The sequence below is a fragment of the Kitasatospora purpeofusca genome (assembly GCF_036010405.1).
In the GTDB taxonomy this organism is placed as follows: Bacteria; Actinomycetota; Actinomycetes; order Streptomycetales; family Streptomycetaceae; genus Kitasatospora; species Kitasatospora purpeofusca.
On the sequence record NZ_CP108561.1, the window covers coordinates 823,588 to 840,171 of the forward strand.

At 74.7% G+C, this 16,584-nt stretch carries 12 protein-coding genes; 4 read left to right on the top strand and 8 right to left on the bottom strand.

The features are described from left to right. Positions 1-186: 186 nt before the first annotated feature. The 3 genes from OG715_RS03650 to OG715_RS03660 form a co-directional block, all read right to left on the bottom strand. The gene (locus tag OG715_RS03650) at positions 187-1,284 is read right to left on the bottom strand and encodes a vWA domain-containing protein (protein WP_327064031.1); all 1,098 of its coding nucleotides are present in this window, start codon (positions 1,282-1,284) and stop codon (positions 187-189) included. A 228-nt stretch (positions 1,285-1,512) separates the two neighbouring features. Next, positions 1,513-2,430 carry a LysR family transcriptional regulator gene (locus OG715_RS03655; protein WP_327064032.1) on the bottom strand — a complete coding sequence of 306 codons (918 nt, stop codon included), beginning with the start codon at positions 2,428-2,430 and terminating at the stop codon, positions 1,513-1,515. Positions 2,431-2,566: 136 nt separating this feature from the next. Further along, positions 2,567-3,196: a TetR/AcrR family transcriptional regulator gene (locus OG715_RS03660; RefSeq protein ID WP_327064033.1), complete on the bottom strand. Its 630-nt coding sequence runs from the start codon at positions 3,194-3,196 to the stop codon at positions 2,567-2,569. A gap of 462 nt (positions 3,197-3,658) precedes the next feature. Here OG715_RS03660 and OG715_RS03665 point away from each other — a divergent pair, with 462 nt between their 5' ends. After that, complete coding sequence (locus OG715_RS03665; protein ID WP_327064034.1) at positions 3,659-4,456, top strand: MHYT domain-containing protein; 798 nt, start codon at positions 3,659-3,661, stop codon at positions 4,454-4,456. 91 nt (positions 4,457-4,547) lie between these two features. On the opposite strand, the gene OG715_RS03670 is transcribed toward OG715_RS03665, so the two are convergent. The 3 genes from OG715_RS03670 to OG715_RS03680 all read right to left on the bottom strand — a co-directional run bounded on the left by OG715_RS03670 (position 4,548) and on the right by OG715_RS03680 (position 9,034). Further along, on the bottom strand, positions 4,548-5,678 hold the full coding sequence (locus OG715_RS03670) for a C45 family peptidase (protein WP_327064225.1): 1,131 nt from the start codon (positions 5,676-5,678) through the stop codon (positions 4,548-4,550). Between the two features lie 5 nt (positions 5,679-5,683). After that, the gene (locus OG715_RS03675; RefSeq protein ID WP_327064035.1) at positions 5,684-7,408 is read right to left on the bottom strand and encodes an amidohydrolase; all 1,725 of its coding nucleotides are present in this window, start codon (positions 7,406-7,408) and stop codon (positions 5,684-5,686) included. A gap of 96 nt (positions 7,409-7,504) precedes the next feature. After that, the gene (locus tag OG715_RS03680) at positions 7,505-9,034 is read right to left on the bottom strand and encodes a purine-cytosine permease family protein (RefSeq protein ID WP_327064036.1); all 1,530 of its coding nucleotides are present in this window, start codon (positions 9,032-9,034) and stop codon (positions 7,505-7,507) included. Positions 9,035-9,137: 103 nt separating this feature from the next. Here OG715_RS03680 and OG715_RS03685 point away from each other — a divergent pair, with 103 nt between their 5' ends. From OG715_RS03685 to OG715_RS03695, 3 genes are all read left to right on the top strand, one after another. Beyond that, positions 9,138-9,821 (top strand): TetR/AcrR family transcriptional regulator, encoded by a 684-nt coding sequence (locus OG715_RS03685; protein ID WP_327064037.1) that lies wholly within the window; start codon positions 9,138-9,140, stop codon positions 9,819-9,821. 497 nt (positions 9,822-10,318) lie between these two features. After that, positions 10,319-11,158 carry an SDR family oxidoreductase gene (locus OG715_RS03690; RefSeq protein WP_327064038.1) on the top strand — a complete coding sequence of 280 codons (840 nt, stop codon included), beginning with the start codon at positions 10,319-10,321 and terminating at the stop codon, positions 11,156-11,158. A 144-nt stretch (positions 11,159-11,302) separates the two neighbouring features. Continuing rightward, a complete protein-coding gene (locus OG715_RS03695) occupies positions 11,303-13,300 on the top strand; it encodes a LamG-like jellyroll fold domain-containing protein (protein ID WP_327064039.1) in 1,998 nt (665 codons plus the stop codon). Here OG715_RS03695 and OG715_RS03700 read toward each other — a convergent pair. Together OG715_RS03700 and OG715_RS03705 are read right to left on the bottom strand one after the other, a co-directional pair. Beyond that, a complete protein-coding gene (locus tag OG715_RS03700) occupies positions 13,287-14,612 on the bottom strand; it encodes a serine hydrolase domain-containing protein (RefSeq protein ID WP_327064040.1) in 1,326 nt (441 codons plus the stop codon). The genes OG715_RS03695 and OG715_RS03700 overlap by 14 nt on opposite strands. A gap of 166 nt (positions 14,613-14,778) precedes the next feature. Continuing rightward, positions 14,779-16,488, bottom strand: coding sequence for an isopeptide-forming domain-containing fimbrial protein (locus tag OG715_RS03705; RefSeq protein WP_327064041.1), 1,710 nt, complete (start codon positions 16,486-16,488; stop codon positions 14,779-14,781). Positions 16,489-16,584: the final 96 nt, after the last annotated feature.

The following is a 16,584-nucleotide window of genomic DNA, read 5'->3' on the forward strand; positions in this document are numbered from 1 at the left end:
CGCCCCGACCGGACCCCGGCAGCGACCAAAAACACCCGCAGCGATGGCCGAAAACCCCATCGCCGACACACCGGCCGGCGACGCCTGAGGGTGGCCCAGGAGTGGCCCGGGACGGCAGGGGGAGGCCGGGGGCGGCCCGGGACGGCGGGGAGCCGCCGCTCCGGGCCGGGCCGGGCCGCGCCCCGACTACGGCTGCAGCATGACGAGCAGCTCGGTACCGGGCACCAACTTCCGGTTGACGGACGTGGACTGGGCGAACACCGTGTAGGCGGGGTTGTCGCCGGGCTTGACGGTGGCCTCCGAGGCCGGCAGGCCCAGGAGCCGACGGGCCGCCGGGCCCGAGAACACCTTGCCGGTCATCCGGCCGGTGGCCGGGTCCTTCTCCGCGACGGCGAGCTGCTTGCCGCCCTGGATCCGCTCCCGCTTGGACAGCTCGTAGAAGGCGCAGCCCGTCCGGTAGGTGTGCCCCGCGCCGGTGACGAACTCGCGGATGGGCAACGGCTGGTCGACCGGGACGAGGGCGTAGGCACTCGCCTCCAGGGCGTCGAGCTCGGCGGTGACCACCGCGGCGCTGAGGTCCTGGCCCATGGTGAAGAGGTTCTTGGTGCCCCGCACGCCCTTCTCCCGGCCGCGCAGGAAGCTCGTGGCGGCGGACTTGACGGTGCCGATCGCCTCCTCCACGCCCTTGCTGGAATCGGCGTCCCAGATCGCGATATTGCCTGCGGGGAACCCGTATTCCTGGGCGGTGCGCTTGGCCAGCGAATTCGGGACCAGAATCGCCGACGTCCAGTGGTCGGGGAGCCCCGCCATGGCCCCGTGGATCCGGTCCATCCAACCGCGCAGCACGGCCTTGCCCTTGGCACCCGGTATGCGGATGTGCATCTTTCCGCTCTCGGAACAGCCGGAGGCGTTCTCCTCCCCGTCCGTGACGACGACCTGGAGGAAGGAGTGCTCCCCGTACCCCTCCCAGATGTTCTTCAGATCGTCGACGGACTTCACGGCCGCCTCGATCAGCGCCGTCGCGCCGTTGTCGACCCGGTAGAGACCCTTCAGGGACGGCAGGTGCTTGACGTCCATGTCCCAGACGAGGTTCCGCACTTCGTGGTCGAAGGCGTAGAGGCTGATCCTGGTCTCGTGCCCGAGCCGGTCGGACTCCTCCTGGAGGCCCTTCACGAACTCGTCCACGACCCGGACCAGCTGCTGCTCGTGCTGGCGCATCGAGCCGGACTTGTCGACCACCAGCGAGACGTGGTTGACCTTGTGGTCGATCCTGTTCGTGGACATTGTTCTCCCCTTTTCCCAACGCCTTTTCCGGCGCCTTCCGGCGCTCCCCTCGGCGTTGTTCCAACCCTATGGGGAGGCACTGACAATTCCGCCGGACCGGGAGGAGCCCCGGTCGGGGAATCGGAGGGGGCCTCTGATCGGCGGGAGCACCGGATCGGAAAATCGGGCCGGGGCAGCGGGACACGCGTCGGGCCGGAGTGTCGGGCAGGGGGGACTCAGGCCGGGGAGTCAGGCCGGGCCGGGGGCGGTCCCCGTCGCGTGGGCGTGCAGCAGGGCCGCGAGCGCGTCGGCGTACGGGCGGGGACGGCGCCGGCGCGGCAGGGCGAGGCCGAAGTGCCGGGCGGGACGCGGCGGGGTGACGGGGACGACCCGGGTGCCGGGCTGCGGCGGATCGAGGGCGACCAGCGGGACGAGGGAGACCCCGACCCCGGCGGCGACCAGCGTACGGGCGAAGAAGTAGTCGGTGGTCGAGCCCGCCACCCGCAGTTCGAAACCGGCCATCAGGGCGTGGCGGCGCAGGAAGGCCTCGGTCTTCGAGCAGCCCAGCACCCACGGGTCCTCGGCGAGCTCGGAGAGGTCGAGGGCGTCCCGGCCGGCCAGCGGATGGTGCTCGGGCAGGACGACCGACAGCGGGTCCGTCATCAGCGGCGTCCACTCCAGGCCGGAGCGGTCGCCGGGGACGACGGGCAGCGGCCCGTCGAAGTGGTAGGCGAGGGCGAGGTCGGCGCTGCCGTCGCGGACCATCGGGAGGCTGTCCTCCGGTTCGCGCTCCACGATCCGCAGTTCGACCTCCGGGTGCGCCGCCGTGAACCGGGCCAGCACCGGGGGCAGCAGGTGGCGGCCGCCGCTGGTGAAGGTGGCGAGCGTCAGCCGGGGCCGGTCCGCGCCCAGCCGCGCGATCCGCTCCTCGGCGTGCCGCAGTTCGGCGCCCACCGCGACGGCGGCGTCGACCAGCAGTCGGCCCGCCTCGGTCAGCCGCACCCCGCGCGTCGACCGTTCCACCACGGTGGTGCCGAGACCGCGTTCGAGGGCCGCGATCTGCTGGGAGACGGCGGAGGGCGTCAGCAGCAGCGCGGTGGCGGCGCGGTTGAAGCTGCCGTGCTCGGCCACGGCCTGGAGCATGGTGAGCCGTCTGACGTCGAGCATCGTGGTTCCCCCCGGGTCCGCGCTGGTGCCGCCGCCCTGCTCCCCGGCGGCGGGCGGCGGGCGGGCGCGGAGAGGACAGTACCCCGATGACACCGCATCCGGGTACGGACGATCGGTCGGCCGGCCGATCGTCCGCTCAGCCCTCGTCGGACCCCGGCCCCGGCCCCGGCCCCGGCCCCGACCTCGACGGAACGGGCGTCAGGACCGTACCGACCAGCTCCGCCAGCCGCGCCCGCAGCTCCTCCCGGCCCAGGCCGCCCGCTCCGGCCAGGTGCTCGACCAGGTCGGCCCGGATCGCGGCGAGCAGGACGTGGGCGGTGAAGCCGCTGTCGGCGGCGACCGGGACCCGCTCCAGCAGCGTGCGGAGCAGCGCGTGCCAGCGCGCGTAGTGCTCCGTCCGGTACGGACTGGCGTCGCCGTCCTCCAGGGCCAGGGCGAGCGCGCGGTTGTCGAGCTTGAAGCGGAGCAGGGCGTCGAGCAGGGCGGGGACGCGCTCGGCCGGCGGGGCGTCCGGCCCGAGCGGCGGCGGGCCGGTCCCGACGGCGGCGCCGAGCGGTTCGAGCCGGGCCTCGTACAGCGCGCGGAGCAGCCCGGCCCGGTCGCCGAAGGCCCGGAACAGCGTGCCCTTGCCGACGCCGGCCGCCGCCGCGACCTCGGCCATGGTGACGTCCTCGGCGTTCTCCCGCCGGGCGAACAGGGCGTCGGCGGCCGCGAGAACGGCCTCCCGGTTGCGGACGGCGTCCTTGCGGGACCTGTGCTCGGACATGCGTCCGCTCCCCTCTCGTACGGGCCCGGGGTCCGCGCCGATGAAACGGACCGGTGGTCCGTACGGCCGGAGGACGAGGATACCCAGGCCGACCCGCCTGGGCCGCCGAGGCGGCCGCGCGGCACGGCGGGGAGGAGCGGGCCGACGGGTCTTCACCAAAGATCCGCGAGGTCGACCCCCAAGAGATCTTGACCCCGGCGGGCAGATAGTATGCACCCGCACGTGAGGCCCGGCAGAAGGCTTCCCGTTGCGTGCGGCCGCCCGTGGGGCCTCTTCCGCATGCCCCTTCCCGTCTGCCGACACCCGTGGCGCCGTCCGTGACCCTCGACGCCGGACGGGCAGCACCGGGTCGCCGACCCCTCCCGCCCGCACCGCCGCGCGCGGGGACCCCGCACCGGACCGTGCCCCGCGCGGGCCGTTCCCGTGCGCATCCATCAACGAAACGTCAGCTCAGGTATTCTCATGCACCCCCACCCCGCCGTCATCGACGGCTTCCACTACGGCTGGCTCAACCCGGTCCTGTCCTACCTGGTCGCCTGCACCGGAGCCGCGCTCGGCCTGCGCTGCACCGTCCGCGCGCTCGACCTGCCGCCGCGCAGGCGGCTCGGCTGGCTGCTGCTCGGCGCCGCCGAGATCGGCTGCGGCATCTGGACGATGCACTTCCTGGCCATGCTGGGCTTCACCGTCAGCGGCTCGACCATCCTCTACAACGTGCCCCTGACGCTGTGCAGCCTGGTGCTGGCGATCGTGGTCTGCGGCCTCGGCATCCTCTATGTCGGCTACCGGCCGCGACGCCTGAGCACCCTGCTGGTCGGCGGCACCGTCATGGGCCTGGGTGTGGCGGCGATGCACTACCTCGGCATGGCCGCGATGCACGTCCAGGGGCAGGTGTCCTACGACACCCTCACCGTGGCCGGCTCGATCGCGATCGCCGTCGCCGCGTCCGCCACCGCGCTGTGGATGACCCTGAACATCACCGGCCTGCTGGCCTCGCTCGCCTCCGCGCTGATCGCCGGGGTCGCGGTGGTCGCGATGCACTACACCGGCATGGCCGCCGTGTCGGTGGTGCTGGACGGCCGGACCCCGGTCGGCGGCCTGCCGGCCTCGCAGTTCATCACCCCGCTGGCGGTGGCCGTCCTCGTCCTGCTCTCGCTCGGCGGGATCGCGCTGATGCTGTCGCCGCACGACGCCTCGCTGTCCGGCCTGGACCGCGACCGGCCGGAGCCGGTCCGGGTGCCGCTGTTCGAGCGCCAGGACTGACCGGCCCCGGCCCATGTGGCCGGAGCTCCGACGCCGAACGGCCCGGCCGCAGGGAAGCCCCTGTGTCCGGGCCGTTCCGCGTCGGGTGCCGTCAGGTGGCGGTGAGGGTGCGCCAGGGCCGGGTGTCGAGCTCGGCGGGGGTGCCGTCGAGGACGGCCGCGGTGCGGGTCGCCGGGTCCAGGGTGACGGTGGCGAGACTCGCCCAGCGGCGGCCGAGCGCCTCGGCCGGGTCGGGCAGGCAGGTGACGGGCGGTTCGCCGGGACCGGTGACCAGGCAGCGGGCGAGCGCCTCCGAGGTGTCCGGGAGCGGCCGGAGGCGGGCGAGCCGGGCGCGGACGAAGTCGTGGCGCTCGCCCGAGTCCGGCTGGTAGAGCCAGGACTTCTCCTCCGCCGCCGGAACCGGGGTCAGGAAGTGGTTGGTGCGCACCAGCAGACCGCGCTCGTCCGGGGCCACCGCGAACACCCCCGCCGGGCTGAGGTCCAGCAGGGTGGCGTCCGTCCCGTCGAAGAGCGCGAACGAGCCGGAGGAGGCGAGCGGCGCGCCGCGGACCAGGTCGACGGCCTCGGCGACGCTGCCGGCCTCCGCGAGGACCACCGCCGCGAGGACGTGCACCGGCACACCGCCGACGCCGTCGCGGGCGTGCCCGAGGATGTTGAAGTGCAGGGCGAGGCCCGCGCTGTTGATCCCGATCTTGCCGAGGATGCCGTCCTCGGTGAGGCCGACGACGGTGTGCCGTCCGCCCCGCGACTCCAGGGTGTGCCAGTGGGCGCTCAGTTCGACGTGCCAGTCCCAGGTCTGGACGCCGAAGGTGCGCACCACGCCGGAGGGGCCGTCAGTGCCACCGGTGCCGCCGGGAGGCTCGGTGGTCCGGCGCACCAGGGTGGTGCACTCCCCCGGCGGGACGGTGGCGCTGCGGGCGAGGATCTCGGTCCGGGCGTTGAGGGCGGCGACCCGCCAGGGGTCGAGTCCGGCGCCGTGGGCGATGCCCTCGATCTCGGCGCGGGCGCCCGGGCGGAACTCCCCGACGGCGTCGAGGGCGCGCTCGGCGTCGTCACGGACCCGGGCGGGGGTGATGCCGCCGAGCGCGAAGAGGCGGTCGTACACGTCGAGCGCGGCGGGGAGGTGCGCGCGCAGCTGTTCGCCGCGGGCGGCGCCGCGCCGGTGCGGGTCGGCGGCGTCGACGCGGACGTGGCGGCGCTGGTCGGGGCGGGGAATCGGCATCGGGGTCACGAGTGGTCCTTCGGGGCGCTGACGGGGGCGGTGACGCGGGCGGCAGCGCCGAGTTGGTGGTGGAGCTGGACCGCGCCGCCGACGACGGTCGCGAGCACGGGGTTCATCGCCTGGGCCCCGGGGTCGAGGTCGAGCGGATTGGCGGCGAGGACGGTGAGGTCGGCGGTGAAACCCGGGGCGATCCGGCCGAGTTCGCCGTCCGCCCCGGCGGCGTAGGCGGCCGCGACGGTCATGGCCCGGTAGGCCTCGCGCGCCGTGACGGCCTGGCCGGGCTGCACGGGTGCGGCGTCCGGTTCCTCGACGGGGCGGCGCAGCTGGCAGTCGGCCAGCCCGACACGCGGGTCGCCCGGACCGATCGGCCAGTCCGATCCCAGGGCGACGACGGCGCCGTGGTCGAGCAGGTCGCGGGTGCGCCAGCCCCGGGCGGCCCGCTCGGGACCGATCCGTCGGGACCAGTTGTCGGTGCCGTCCGCACGGGTCTGCCGGGTCGCGTGGACCGGTTGCAGACCGGCCACCACGTCGAGGCGGGCGAAACGGGGCAGCAGGTCGTCCGGGACGGATTCGAGGTGCTCGATGCGGTGCGGCGCGCGCGGGGCCCGGCCGGTCTCCTCGAAGACGTCCAGGGCGAAGCGCACGGCACGGTCGCCGATGGCGTGGGTGGCGGTGGGGATGCCGCGTTCGGTGAAGAAGCGGACGGCGGCGCGGTAGGCGTCGGTGTCGCGCCAGAGCGGCTCGCGGTTCTCGCCGTGGACGTCGGGGTGTTCGAACCAGGCGGTGCCGTTGTCGGCCGTGCCGTCGAGCATGAACTTCACCCCGTCGACGTGCCAGCGGCGACCGCCCAGGCCCTGGAGCCCGGCGATCCGCTGCCAGACGTCCGAGGTGGAGTCGGCGGGCACCAGCGGGGAGCAGCGCACCCGCAGCGGCAGCTCGCCCCGCTCCTCCAGGTGACGGAACACCTCCTCGGAGGGCTCCCCGAAGTCGAGGGCGTGCAGCCCGGTGAGGCCGCTGCGGGCGAAGCGTTCGAGCTGCGCGCGGACATGGGCGGCGGCGGTGTCGAGCGGGACTTCGGGGTAGTGGGCGAAGACCAGGTCCATGGCCTGGAGTTCGAGGACGTACCCGGTCGGACGGCCGGCCCCGTCGACCACGACGGAGGAGGCGTCGGTGAACGACTCCCGGCCGGTGAGGCCGGAGAGCTCGACGGCGCGGGGGCTGACGACGAGCGCGTGGGCGTCGCGGGTCAGCAGGGAGACCGGGCGCCCGGGGAGGTGCTCGGCGAGGAAGGCCCCGTGCGGTTCGCCCTCGAACACATTGACGTCCAGGTCGAAGCCGGTGATCCAGTCCCCGGCGGGGCGACCGGCGGCGGCGTCGGCGAGGCGCGCGAGGACCTCGTCCAGGGTGACGGCGCCGGACAGGTCGGTGCCGCTGCCGGTGGAGATGGCACCCCAGACGGGGTGGGCGTGGGTGTCGGTGAGGCCGGGCAGGATCGCGGCGTCCGGGAACTCGTGGACCGTGGTGGCGGGGCCGCGCAGCGGGGCGAGGAGCTCGGCGGGGCCGACGGCGGTGATCCGGCCGGCGGTGACGGCGACGCCGTGCAGGGTCAGGTCGTGGGGGCCGTCGTGGGGGCGGTCGCGGGGGCCGTCGTGGGGGCGGGGGCCGGGGTCGGTGTCGCTGTCGGTCAGGAGCTCGACGGTGCGGGCCAGGAGGATGGTGTCGGCGTGCACGGTGGGTTCTCTCGGGTCGGGGCGGTACAGGACTGCGGGTGCAGGTGAATGTCTGCGGCGCGGCGGGGCGGGGCGCGGCGGGGGCGTGCGGGCCGGTCAGGGGCGCGGGATCGTCCCCAGCGCGCGGGTGGCCGCCCAATAGACGGCGGCCGCGACGGTCATCCCCGCCGGGACGGAGAGGTCGACGCCACCCGTGGCCGCCGCGATCGGTCCGGTCCAGAAGGTGGTGCGCACCCACAGCACGGCGGTGAGCGCACCGGCAGCCAGGGCCAGGAAACCGGCCCAGTGGACGCCTCCGTGGTACCAGAACGGCCCGCCGCGTCGCTGCGCGAGCAGTTCGGGCCCGCTGTAGCGGTTGCGGCGCAGCACGAGGTCGGTCATCGCCACCGCCATCACCGGGCCGGTGACCACCACGACGAGCTGGAGCATGGTGCTGACGCCGGTGAGGAAGTCGAAGACGAGGATCGCGTAGAGCGTCATGGCCGTGCCCAGGACCCCGATGACCAGCACCGCCGGGATCCGGGCGAGCCGGACGCCGACCGACTGGACGGACAGGCCCGCGCTGTAGGCCGTCATGCCGTTGTTGGTCATGGTGTTGACGACGACCGCGACGACGAAGACCGGCACGAACCAGCCGGGCAGCACGCCCTCCAGCGCGGCCTCCGGGTCGGTCATGTCGAGTCCGGTGGCGGCGAGCGCGCCGACCGCGGTGAAGACCACGCTGGGCAGGTAGGCCCCGAGCGCCGTCCACCCGGCGACGGCGACCGGGCTGCTGTCGCGGGGCAGGTAGCGGGCGAGGTCGGGACTGTTGGTGTAGGACAGCGGCGCGGAAGCGACCAGTGTGAACCCGGCGCCGAGCGCGGCAGCCAGCGCGGCGCCCCGCAAGGGCTCGGCCGGAGCGTACGAGAGGTCGGCGGCGGCGAGCACGTACCCGGTGACCACGGCGAAGACGACGGTCAGCGCGACGCTGAGCCCGGTGTAGAGGCGCACGATGAGGCCGTACCCGAAGATGGCGATCAGCAGGGTGCCGGCGGCGATGACGCAGATCACCGCCGCGTCGACGGCCGGGGAGGCGGGCAGACCGAGCCGGGCGGCGAGGCCGATGCCCGCCACCGAGGCGGCCGACCAGTTCAGGGCGAGGTAGGCGGCCGCGATCAGCCAACCGGTGACGACCACCACGGCGCGGTTGCCGCGTACGCCGTACAGGGCGCGGGAGACGACCGACCCGCTGGTGCCCGCGGCGGGACCGGCGGCCGCGACCACGCCCGTGCAGATCCAGACCAGGTTGCCGACCAGGACGACCCCGAGCGCCTGCGGGAGGGTGAGGCCCATCAGGACGAGCGCGGCGCCGACGACGAAGCTGAGGTAGCTGACGTTCGGCGCGGCCCAGACGGCGAACAGGTCGCGGGGGCGCCCGCCGCGCTCCTCGTCGGGGACGAGGTCGATGCCCCTGGCCTCGGGGCCACCGGCGCGCGGAGCGGGGACGGGGGCGAGGGCGGGGGCGTCGGAGCCGGAGTCCGGTCCCGAACGGGAGGCCGACCCGACGGACCCGGCGGACGCGGCGGACCCGGCCGAACGGGAGTCGTCGGCGGGTCTCGGGGCGGGGGTGGAGTCGGTCGGTCTCATCAAGGCCTCTCGGGTCGGTCGGGGAACCGTCCGCCGGCCGCTCCAGCCTTATTGGTCGGATGGCCAACAACGTGTTGGGCACACATCCAATAGCGTGTCCCCCATGACGTCAAGACCTCAGGCCGCCCGCACCCGCAAGCCCCCCGGCGAACGCCGCGCGGAGATCCTGCACACCGCCGCCCGCATCGCCCTGGACGAAGGGCTGGAGCGCATCACCCTGCGACGCGTCGCGGACGAGCTCGGCGTGCGCCCCGGGCTCATCGGCCACTACTTCCCGGCCGCCGACGACCTGGTGAGCGAGGCCTTCGCCCACGCCGCCGCCCAGGAGCGCGACGCCCTGCTGCCGCCCGGCGCCCACGAGGCTGACCGCTCCCCCACCGCCCGGCTCGCCGGCTTCCTGGTCCGCCTCACCGGTGCCGACTGCCTGGACCTCAGCCGCCTCTGGCTCAACGCCCGCCACCTCAGCCGCTTCAAGCCGGGCCTGCGCGCCACCGTCCGGGAGCAGGAGTCGCTCACCCGCACGGCACTGACCGGGCTGATGGAGGAGGGCGTGCGCCGCGGTGAGTTCCGCACCGACGACCCGCTCGGCGCGGCCCTGCACATCCTGGTCACCGTCGACGGCCTCGGCGCCTACGCCAACGACGACATCGAGGACATCGACGGCGACAGCAACGGCGAAGGCGAAAGCGAGGACCTGAACCACCCGGCCCTCCAGGACCTCGCCCTCACCGTCGCCGAACACCGACTCGACCTCGCCCCGGGCCTGTTGCGCGCCGCCGCGATCTGACCCGCCACGGCCCACGGACCCGCCGTCGCCTGCTCCTCCCGGCCACCACCACCGCCACCGCCACCGCCACCGCCACCGCCGACCCCTACCCGGACCGCCGCCCGTAGCGCCACCCGGTGGACGGCCCGCAGTCTCCGACGGAACCGCCGCAACCGGTCTGGGCCGGCAGGTCCCGCACCGTCCTCGCCCTCGGCCGATCGTCCGTCCGTCCGTTCGTTCGTCGGCGACGACGACGACGCCCCGCACGCAACGGCGCCCGTCGAGTCCCCCGGGCACAGGCCCCCGACACCCGAGCGGGACGGTCTCCTTCGACCACGACCGCCCGGGCCGAGCGGCACCCACCGGCCCCCGACGGGGGCGCGCGCTCACGTGACCGCGAGACCGTCGCGCTCCCGCGCGCCCTAGGCGCGGTCTGCGGGAGGGCTGGGCGAAGGCCCGCCGGGGTGGGACGGTGTCCGGTCTCGGGAGCCGAGCAGGAGGAGACGGGGGCACGGAGCATGACAAGACGTTGGCTGGTGACGGGGTGTTCGACCGGGCTGGGCCGGGCGCTCGCCGGGGCGGCGGCGGAGGCCGGGGACAGGGTCCTGGCGACCGCGCGCCGGGCGGAGACCCTGGACGAACTGGTCCGCGAGCACCCCGGCCGGGTCCTCGCACTGCCCCTCGACGTCCGCGACCCCGAGCAGTGCGAGCAGGCCGTCGCCACTGCGGTGAAACGTTTCGGCGGGGTGGACGTCCTCGTGAACAACGCCGGGAACGGCGTGTTCGGCACCGTCGAGGAGGTCGGCGACCACGAGCTCCGCGACCAGTTGGAGACCCTGGTCGTCGGCCCCTGGCGGCTCGCCCGGCTGGTGCTGCCGGTGATGCGCGCGCAGGGCGGCGGGCTGGTCCTGAACGTCTCCTCGCTCGCCGGCCGGACGGCCTTCCCCGGCCTGGCCGCCTACGTCACGGGCAAGCACGCGCTGGAGGGCATGACCCGGGCGCTCGCCGCCGAGACAGCGCCCTTCGGCATCCGGGTCGCGGCGCTGGCGGCGAGCGGCTACGCCACCCACTACGGCGGCTCGGTGACCGACGCCGCCGGCCGTTCCGCCGCCTACCGCGCGAGCACCGAGCCGATGCGCGAGCAGCTGCGCGGCATGGCGGCCCTGCCGGACATCGGCCGCCCCGAGGACTTCGCCCGCGAGGTGCTCCGCCTCGCCGACACCCCCGGCCCGCTGCCCGTCCGGATCCCGATCGGCCCCGGCAGCTTCGAGCACCTCAGCGCCGCCGCGCACGCCGCCCACGCCGAACTCGCCACCGCCCGCGCGCTGCTGGAGGCACCGGGCCCGCAGCAGCGCTGACGGCCGGTCCGGCAGCTCCCGGGAACCGCCACGAGCGGCGCCCCGACGGGTTCGGCCGCTGTTCAGCAGGGCGTGGCCCGGTCGATGATCTCCGACCGGATCGGGCACCTACCGTCGGGGGCCGGACCACTTCCGGGAGCGAACATGCACGACAACCACGAGTCCGGGCACCCCTGCGAGTGCCCGCGCACCGCCGAACTCGACGGGGACGGACCCGCCGCGGCCGGGCGCCGCCGGTTCCTGCGCGGGGCGGGCCTGTTGGGCGCCGGGGTCGGCACGGCGGGGTTCGGCCTGCTCGGCGCGGCACCCGCCCACGCGGCCGGCCCCGGACCGGCAGCCGGCTCCGACGCGTCCGTGACCGCAACGGGAGGGGCCAAGAAGCCCGCCGGGAAGCAGCGTTGGCAGCCCGACCCGGACGCCCGCCGGTTCACCCTCGTCGTCATGCCGGACACCCAGTACCTGTTCGACCAGGACCGGATCCACCCGGCGCCGGTCGAGGCCGCGATCCGCCATGTGCTCGACGGAGGGGTCAACCGGGAGGACGGGACGGACGACAACATCGTCTTCCTGGCCCACCTCGGCGATGTCACCGAGAACGGGCTCCCCGCCGAATTCGCCGCCGTGAGCCAGGTGTTCGGCCTGCTGGACGACGCCGGCGCGGCCTACGGCGTACTCGCCGGCAACCACGACATCCGCTCCTCCACCGACGACCGGCGCGGCAGCACCCCGTACCTGGAGACCTTCGGCCCGGCCCGGGCCGCCCGCACCTCCGGCTACCGCGGCTCCAGCCCGGACGGCTACAACACCTGCCACATCGTCACCGCCGGCGGCCGCCCGTGGATGCTGCTCTCACTGGACTGGCGGCTCTCCGACGCGGGCTTCGCCTGGGCCAACGCGGTGATCGCCGCCAACCCGAAGGTGCCGGTGATCCTGACCACCCACGAGCTCGCGTACGCCGACGACGGCGGCCGGGCCGAGCTGTCCGACTACGGCCGGCAGCTCTGGGAGCGGCTGATCAGTGGCAACGACCAGATCTTCCTGACCGTCAACGGCCACTACTGGCCGCCCGGCCGAACGGTGCTGACCAACAAGGCCGGCCACGACGTGCACGTCCACATCACCAACTACCAGGACCGCTACTACGGCGGCGCCGCGATGATCCGGGCGTACCGCTTCGACCTGGACCGCAACACCGTCGACGTGTCGACCTACTCGCCGTGGATCCAGGAGATCGCGGCCGAGGAGCGCAACACCCTGGCCGCGCAGCAGGTCGAGCTGACCTCGGACGTGGACCGCTTCTCGCTCTCGATCGACTTCGACCGGCGCTTCGCGGGCTTCGCGCCCGTCCCGGCGCGCCCCGCCCGCCGTCCCGCCGAGCTGCTGGTCCGGGACACCGCCGCGTACTGGCGCTTCGAGGGCGGCGGCGACGGCTCCCCGGTGTCGGCCCGTCAGGTCGTCAAGGACCTGACGGGGCAGGGCAACGACCTGTACCCGCAGAGCGCGCCCGGCACCCCGGACGGCGGGCTCACCTGGTCCTCGGACCACCACCCGGACCAGCCGGGCCACGGCAGCCTGCTGTTCAGGGGCACCCGCTCGCCGGTACGGGGCACCTATCTGCAGACCGCGCCCAACGCCCCGCTGAACCGGGAGACTTTCGAACGCGGCTTCACCGTCGAGGCGTTCTGCAAGCTGCCCGCCGACTGGGACTCCGGGCAGAGCCGCTGGTCCGCCCTGCTCAGCCGCTGGGGGACAGCGGCCGAGGCAGGCCGGAGCGGACCCGGCACGGACGCCGACGAGCCCGTCGTGACGCTCAGCCTCTCCGAGGCGCCCGCGCTCCAGTGGTGCGTCTACCCCGTCAACCAGACCGGGGCGTCCACGTGTTGGGGCCACCAGCTGCCGCTGGACCGCTGGTGGCACGTCGCGGTCGTCAACGACGGGAAGCTCAGCCGGATGTACGTGGACGGCTGCGAGGTGGCCCGCAATCCGGCGACCCCGGCCGTGGGGCTGGCCACGCTCGGACGCCCCTGGATGGTGGGCGGCTACGCGTACGCGGGGGTGCTGGACAAGGTGTTCCACGGGCACATCGGCGATGTCCGGATCGTCCGGCGGGCCCTGCGGGCGGGGGACTTCATGACCGGGTGACGAGGCCGGGGAGCGGGAGGTCCGGGCCGGTGCGCGGAATCGACCTCGGCACCGGCACCGACTCCGGAGCCGCGGCCGTCCCGGTCCCCGCCCCCGGCTCGCACAGCGTCTTGGCCGCGAGCGAGCCGACCGGCTCCTCGGCCCCCGAGCCGTCCCGACCGACGAAGGGGTTGTACGACAGCGCGAACTGCCGCTTGCCGTCCCGGCTGCCGAGCAGCAGGGTGCCCCAGCCGGGGAGGCTGCCGTCGTGGCCCCAGGCCGCCTCGCAGCCCGGACCCAGGTCGAGCCGGAACACACCGAGCCCGTACCCCATGCCCGGGACCGTACCCGGGAGCGTGTCCGGCACCGTCGCCGTCAGCGCGGACATCTCGGCGGGCCGCAGCAGCTTCCCGCCGAACAGCGCGGCGTGGAAGCGGTCGAGGTCGGTGGTGGTGGAGATGCCGTTGCCGGCCGCGTCCACCACGGAGGGGTTCAGCCGGGTGATGTCGGCCGGCCCGGCAGGCATGTCGAGGTACGCGTGGGCGTGCGGGCCGCCGAAGCCGGTCCCGGAGCCGGGGAAGACGGTGTCCGCCAGGTGCAGCGGCCGGACGATCCGGCGCTCCACCTCCTGCTGCCAGGCGCGGCCGGTGACCTTGCGGACGATCATCCCGGCGAGCACGTAGTTGGTGTTGGAGTAGTGCCAGCCCTGCCCGGGCGCGAAGTACGGCGGGTGCTCGGCGGAGACGGCGGCGAGTTGCTCCGGCCGGTAGTCCCGGTAGCGCCACGTCCCGTGCGCGTAGTCCTCCAGCTCGGCCTCGTTCGTGACCAGGAAGCGGGTGTCCTCGGTGTGGTTGAACAGGCCGCTGGTGTGGTTCAGCAGCTGCCGGACGGTGATCGCGGCACCGTTGGGGACGACCCCCGGCAGGTGGCGCTCGACCGGGTCGTCCAGCCGCAGCCGCCCCTCCCCGACCAGTTGGAGCAGCACCGTCGACACGAAGACCTTGGTCACGCTGCCGATCCGGAACCGGCCGTCCGCCTCGGCCGGCCGCCCGGTGGCCAGGTCCGACACCCCGGCGGCGCCCCGCCACGGGGAGCGGCCGACACCGCGGATCTCGGCGAGCGCGGCGGTCGTCCCGCCCCGCTCCACGAGGTCCCGCAGCTCCTGCTGCCCGTCGACCCGAGGCCGACGCTCCGCCGCTCCGCCCTCGCCACCGGCCGCCACGGCCGCCGTCGGGGCGACCCCGACGACGGTGGCACCCGCCAGGGCGACCGCGGCGAGCCGCGCCCCGATCCGCCCGCGCCGACGGTCCGTCCGAACTCGAACACTGGTCATGGTGTCCCCTCCCGGCCCGGCCCTCGGGCCGCCGGGCACCAGGATTTCAGCCGCCGCGCCACCGCGCCTCCTCCTCAGGGGGGCATCGGCGGTCCGCCCCGGGGACGGGAGCACCGGCCGAACGGCGGGGGCCGGGGCGGCCGACGCGCCCGGCCCCGCCGTCCCGTCAGACCGCCCGGCGGCGCAGCACGGTCAGAGCGACCCCGAGGGTGAGCAGCGCGGCGACGGCCGGCAGCAGGTCGATCGCCCGGCTCCCCGTCGGCGGGAGCACCGGCGGGACCACCGGCGTCTCCGTCCCGCAGCCCGGCCCGGACGGCTCCTCGCAGTTGGCCCCCGGCGTCCCGGAGGTGACCGCGTTGCGCAGTGTGCGCTCCCCCGTGAGGTCGGCCCGGACGGTGACGGAGTAGCTGACCGTGACGGTCCGCCCGGCGGCCAGGGCGCCGCGCCAGGTGAGCCTGGGTGCGCTCCAGTCGAGCGTGCCGCCGTCCGCCCGCGCGTCGCCGTTCCAGGTGGCGGCGTCCAGGACCCCGCTCAGGTCGTCGGTGAAGGTGGCCTCCTCGTAGGCTGCGGCGCCGGTGTTGGTGACGGTGACCCGGTAGTGGACCGCCTCGCCGGGCGCGGCGCCGGCGGGGGTGGCGGTCTTGACCAGGGCGAGCGAGCGGATCGGGGTGGTGGTGGCGCAGTCGGGGTCGACGGCGGCGCGCCGGCGGTCGCCCATCGGCAGCGGGCAGTTGGTGCGGTCGGGGCCGACGGCCCGGTTGGTGAGGCGCTTGTTCCCGGCGGGCGGGGAGCCGATCCGCACCGTGTAGGTGACGGTGACGACGCCGCCCCGCGCGACCGTGCCGGTCCACCGCAGGGTGCGGTCGCCGGGGCTCCAGGTGACGGTGCCGGTCGCGGTGCCGTCGGCGGTGCGGGCGGTGGCGTCGTTGTTGTAGACGGCGTCGTCCACCACTCCCCCGAGGTCGTCGGTGACCACGGCCCCGGTGACGGGCACGGCGCCGTCGTTGCGGGCGGTGACGGTGTAGCGGCCGGTGCCGCCCGGCTTGGCGGTCGCGGTGTCGGCCGCCTTGGCGACCACCAGCCGGGAGGTCAGGTTGGGTGCGACGGCGCAGCTGGCCAGGTCGGTGATCGGCCAGGAGCCGCCGGACTCGGAGCTGATCCGCCCGGTCTGATTGTCCTGGGCGTTGCCGCCGGCGACCTGGACCGGGACGCCGGTGCGCGGGTCGGCCCGGTAGAGCGCGCCGCCGTAGTAGCCCAGGTAGACGGCGCCGTCGAAGAAGGCCATGCCGTAGTTGTTGAAGCCGTTCCCGGCGCCGGCGCCGGTGATCCGGACGGCCTGGGCGGTGGCTCCGGTCGCGGGGTCGAGGCGGTAGATGTAGGTGGAGCCGGAGTACACGATGCCGTAGTACACGCCGCCGTCGACGTCGACGAAGATGTCCGGCACCAGGGTCCCGCCGGCGAACACCAAGTCGTTCGCCGGGACGGACGTGAGGGTGCTGCCGCGCGACCAGGTGCGGGTCGTGCCGGTCGCCAGGTCCATCCCGAACAGCACCGGGGCGCCGCCGTTCTGCGCACCGTAGAGCATTCCGGTGCGCGGGTCGGCGCCCAGGCCGCCCCAGTTGACGCCGCCCGGCAGGTTGCGGGTGGCGCCGCCGGCGATCTGGTCGGTGACCGTGTCGGTGCCGCTGACGTGCTTGTAGAGCTTGAGGTTCGAGGTGGTGTAGCTGGAGTAGAAGGCGGCGACCCGGCCGGTGTCCGGGTCGGTGCCCATCGCCGTGTTCGTGGACCAGTAGTCCGGCAGGCCGCTGCCGACCCGCTTGCTGATCACGGTGTTGCGGACGGTCGCGGCGCCGGAGGCGTCGTTGGCGAACTCCATGCCGGAGCGGAAGTTGCTGTAGTACAGGTGGTCGCAGTCGAAGGCGGAGGGGACGTTCTGCCCCTCCAGCGTCCAGCTCTGGGCGAGGGCGGGCCG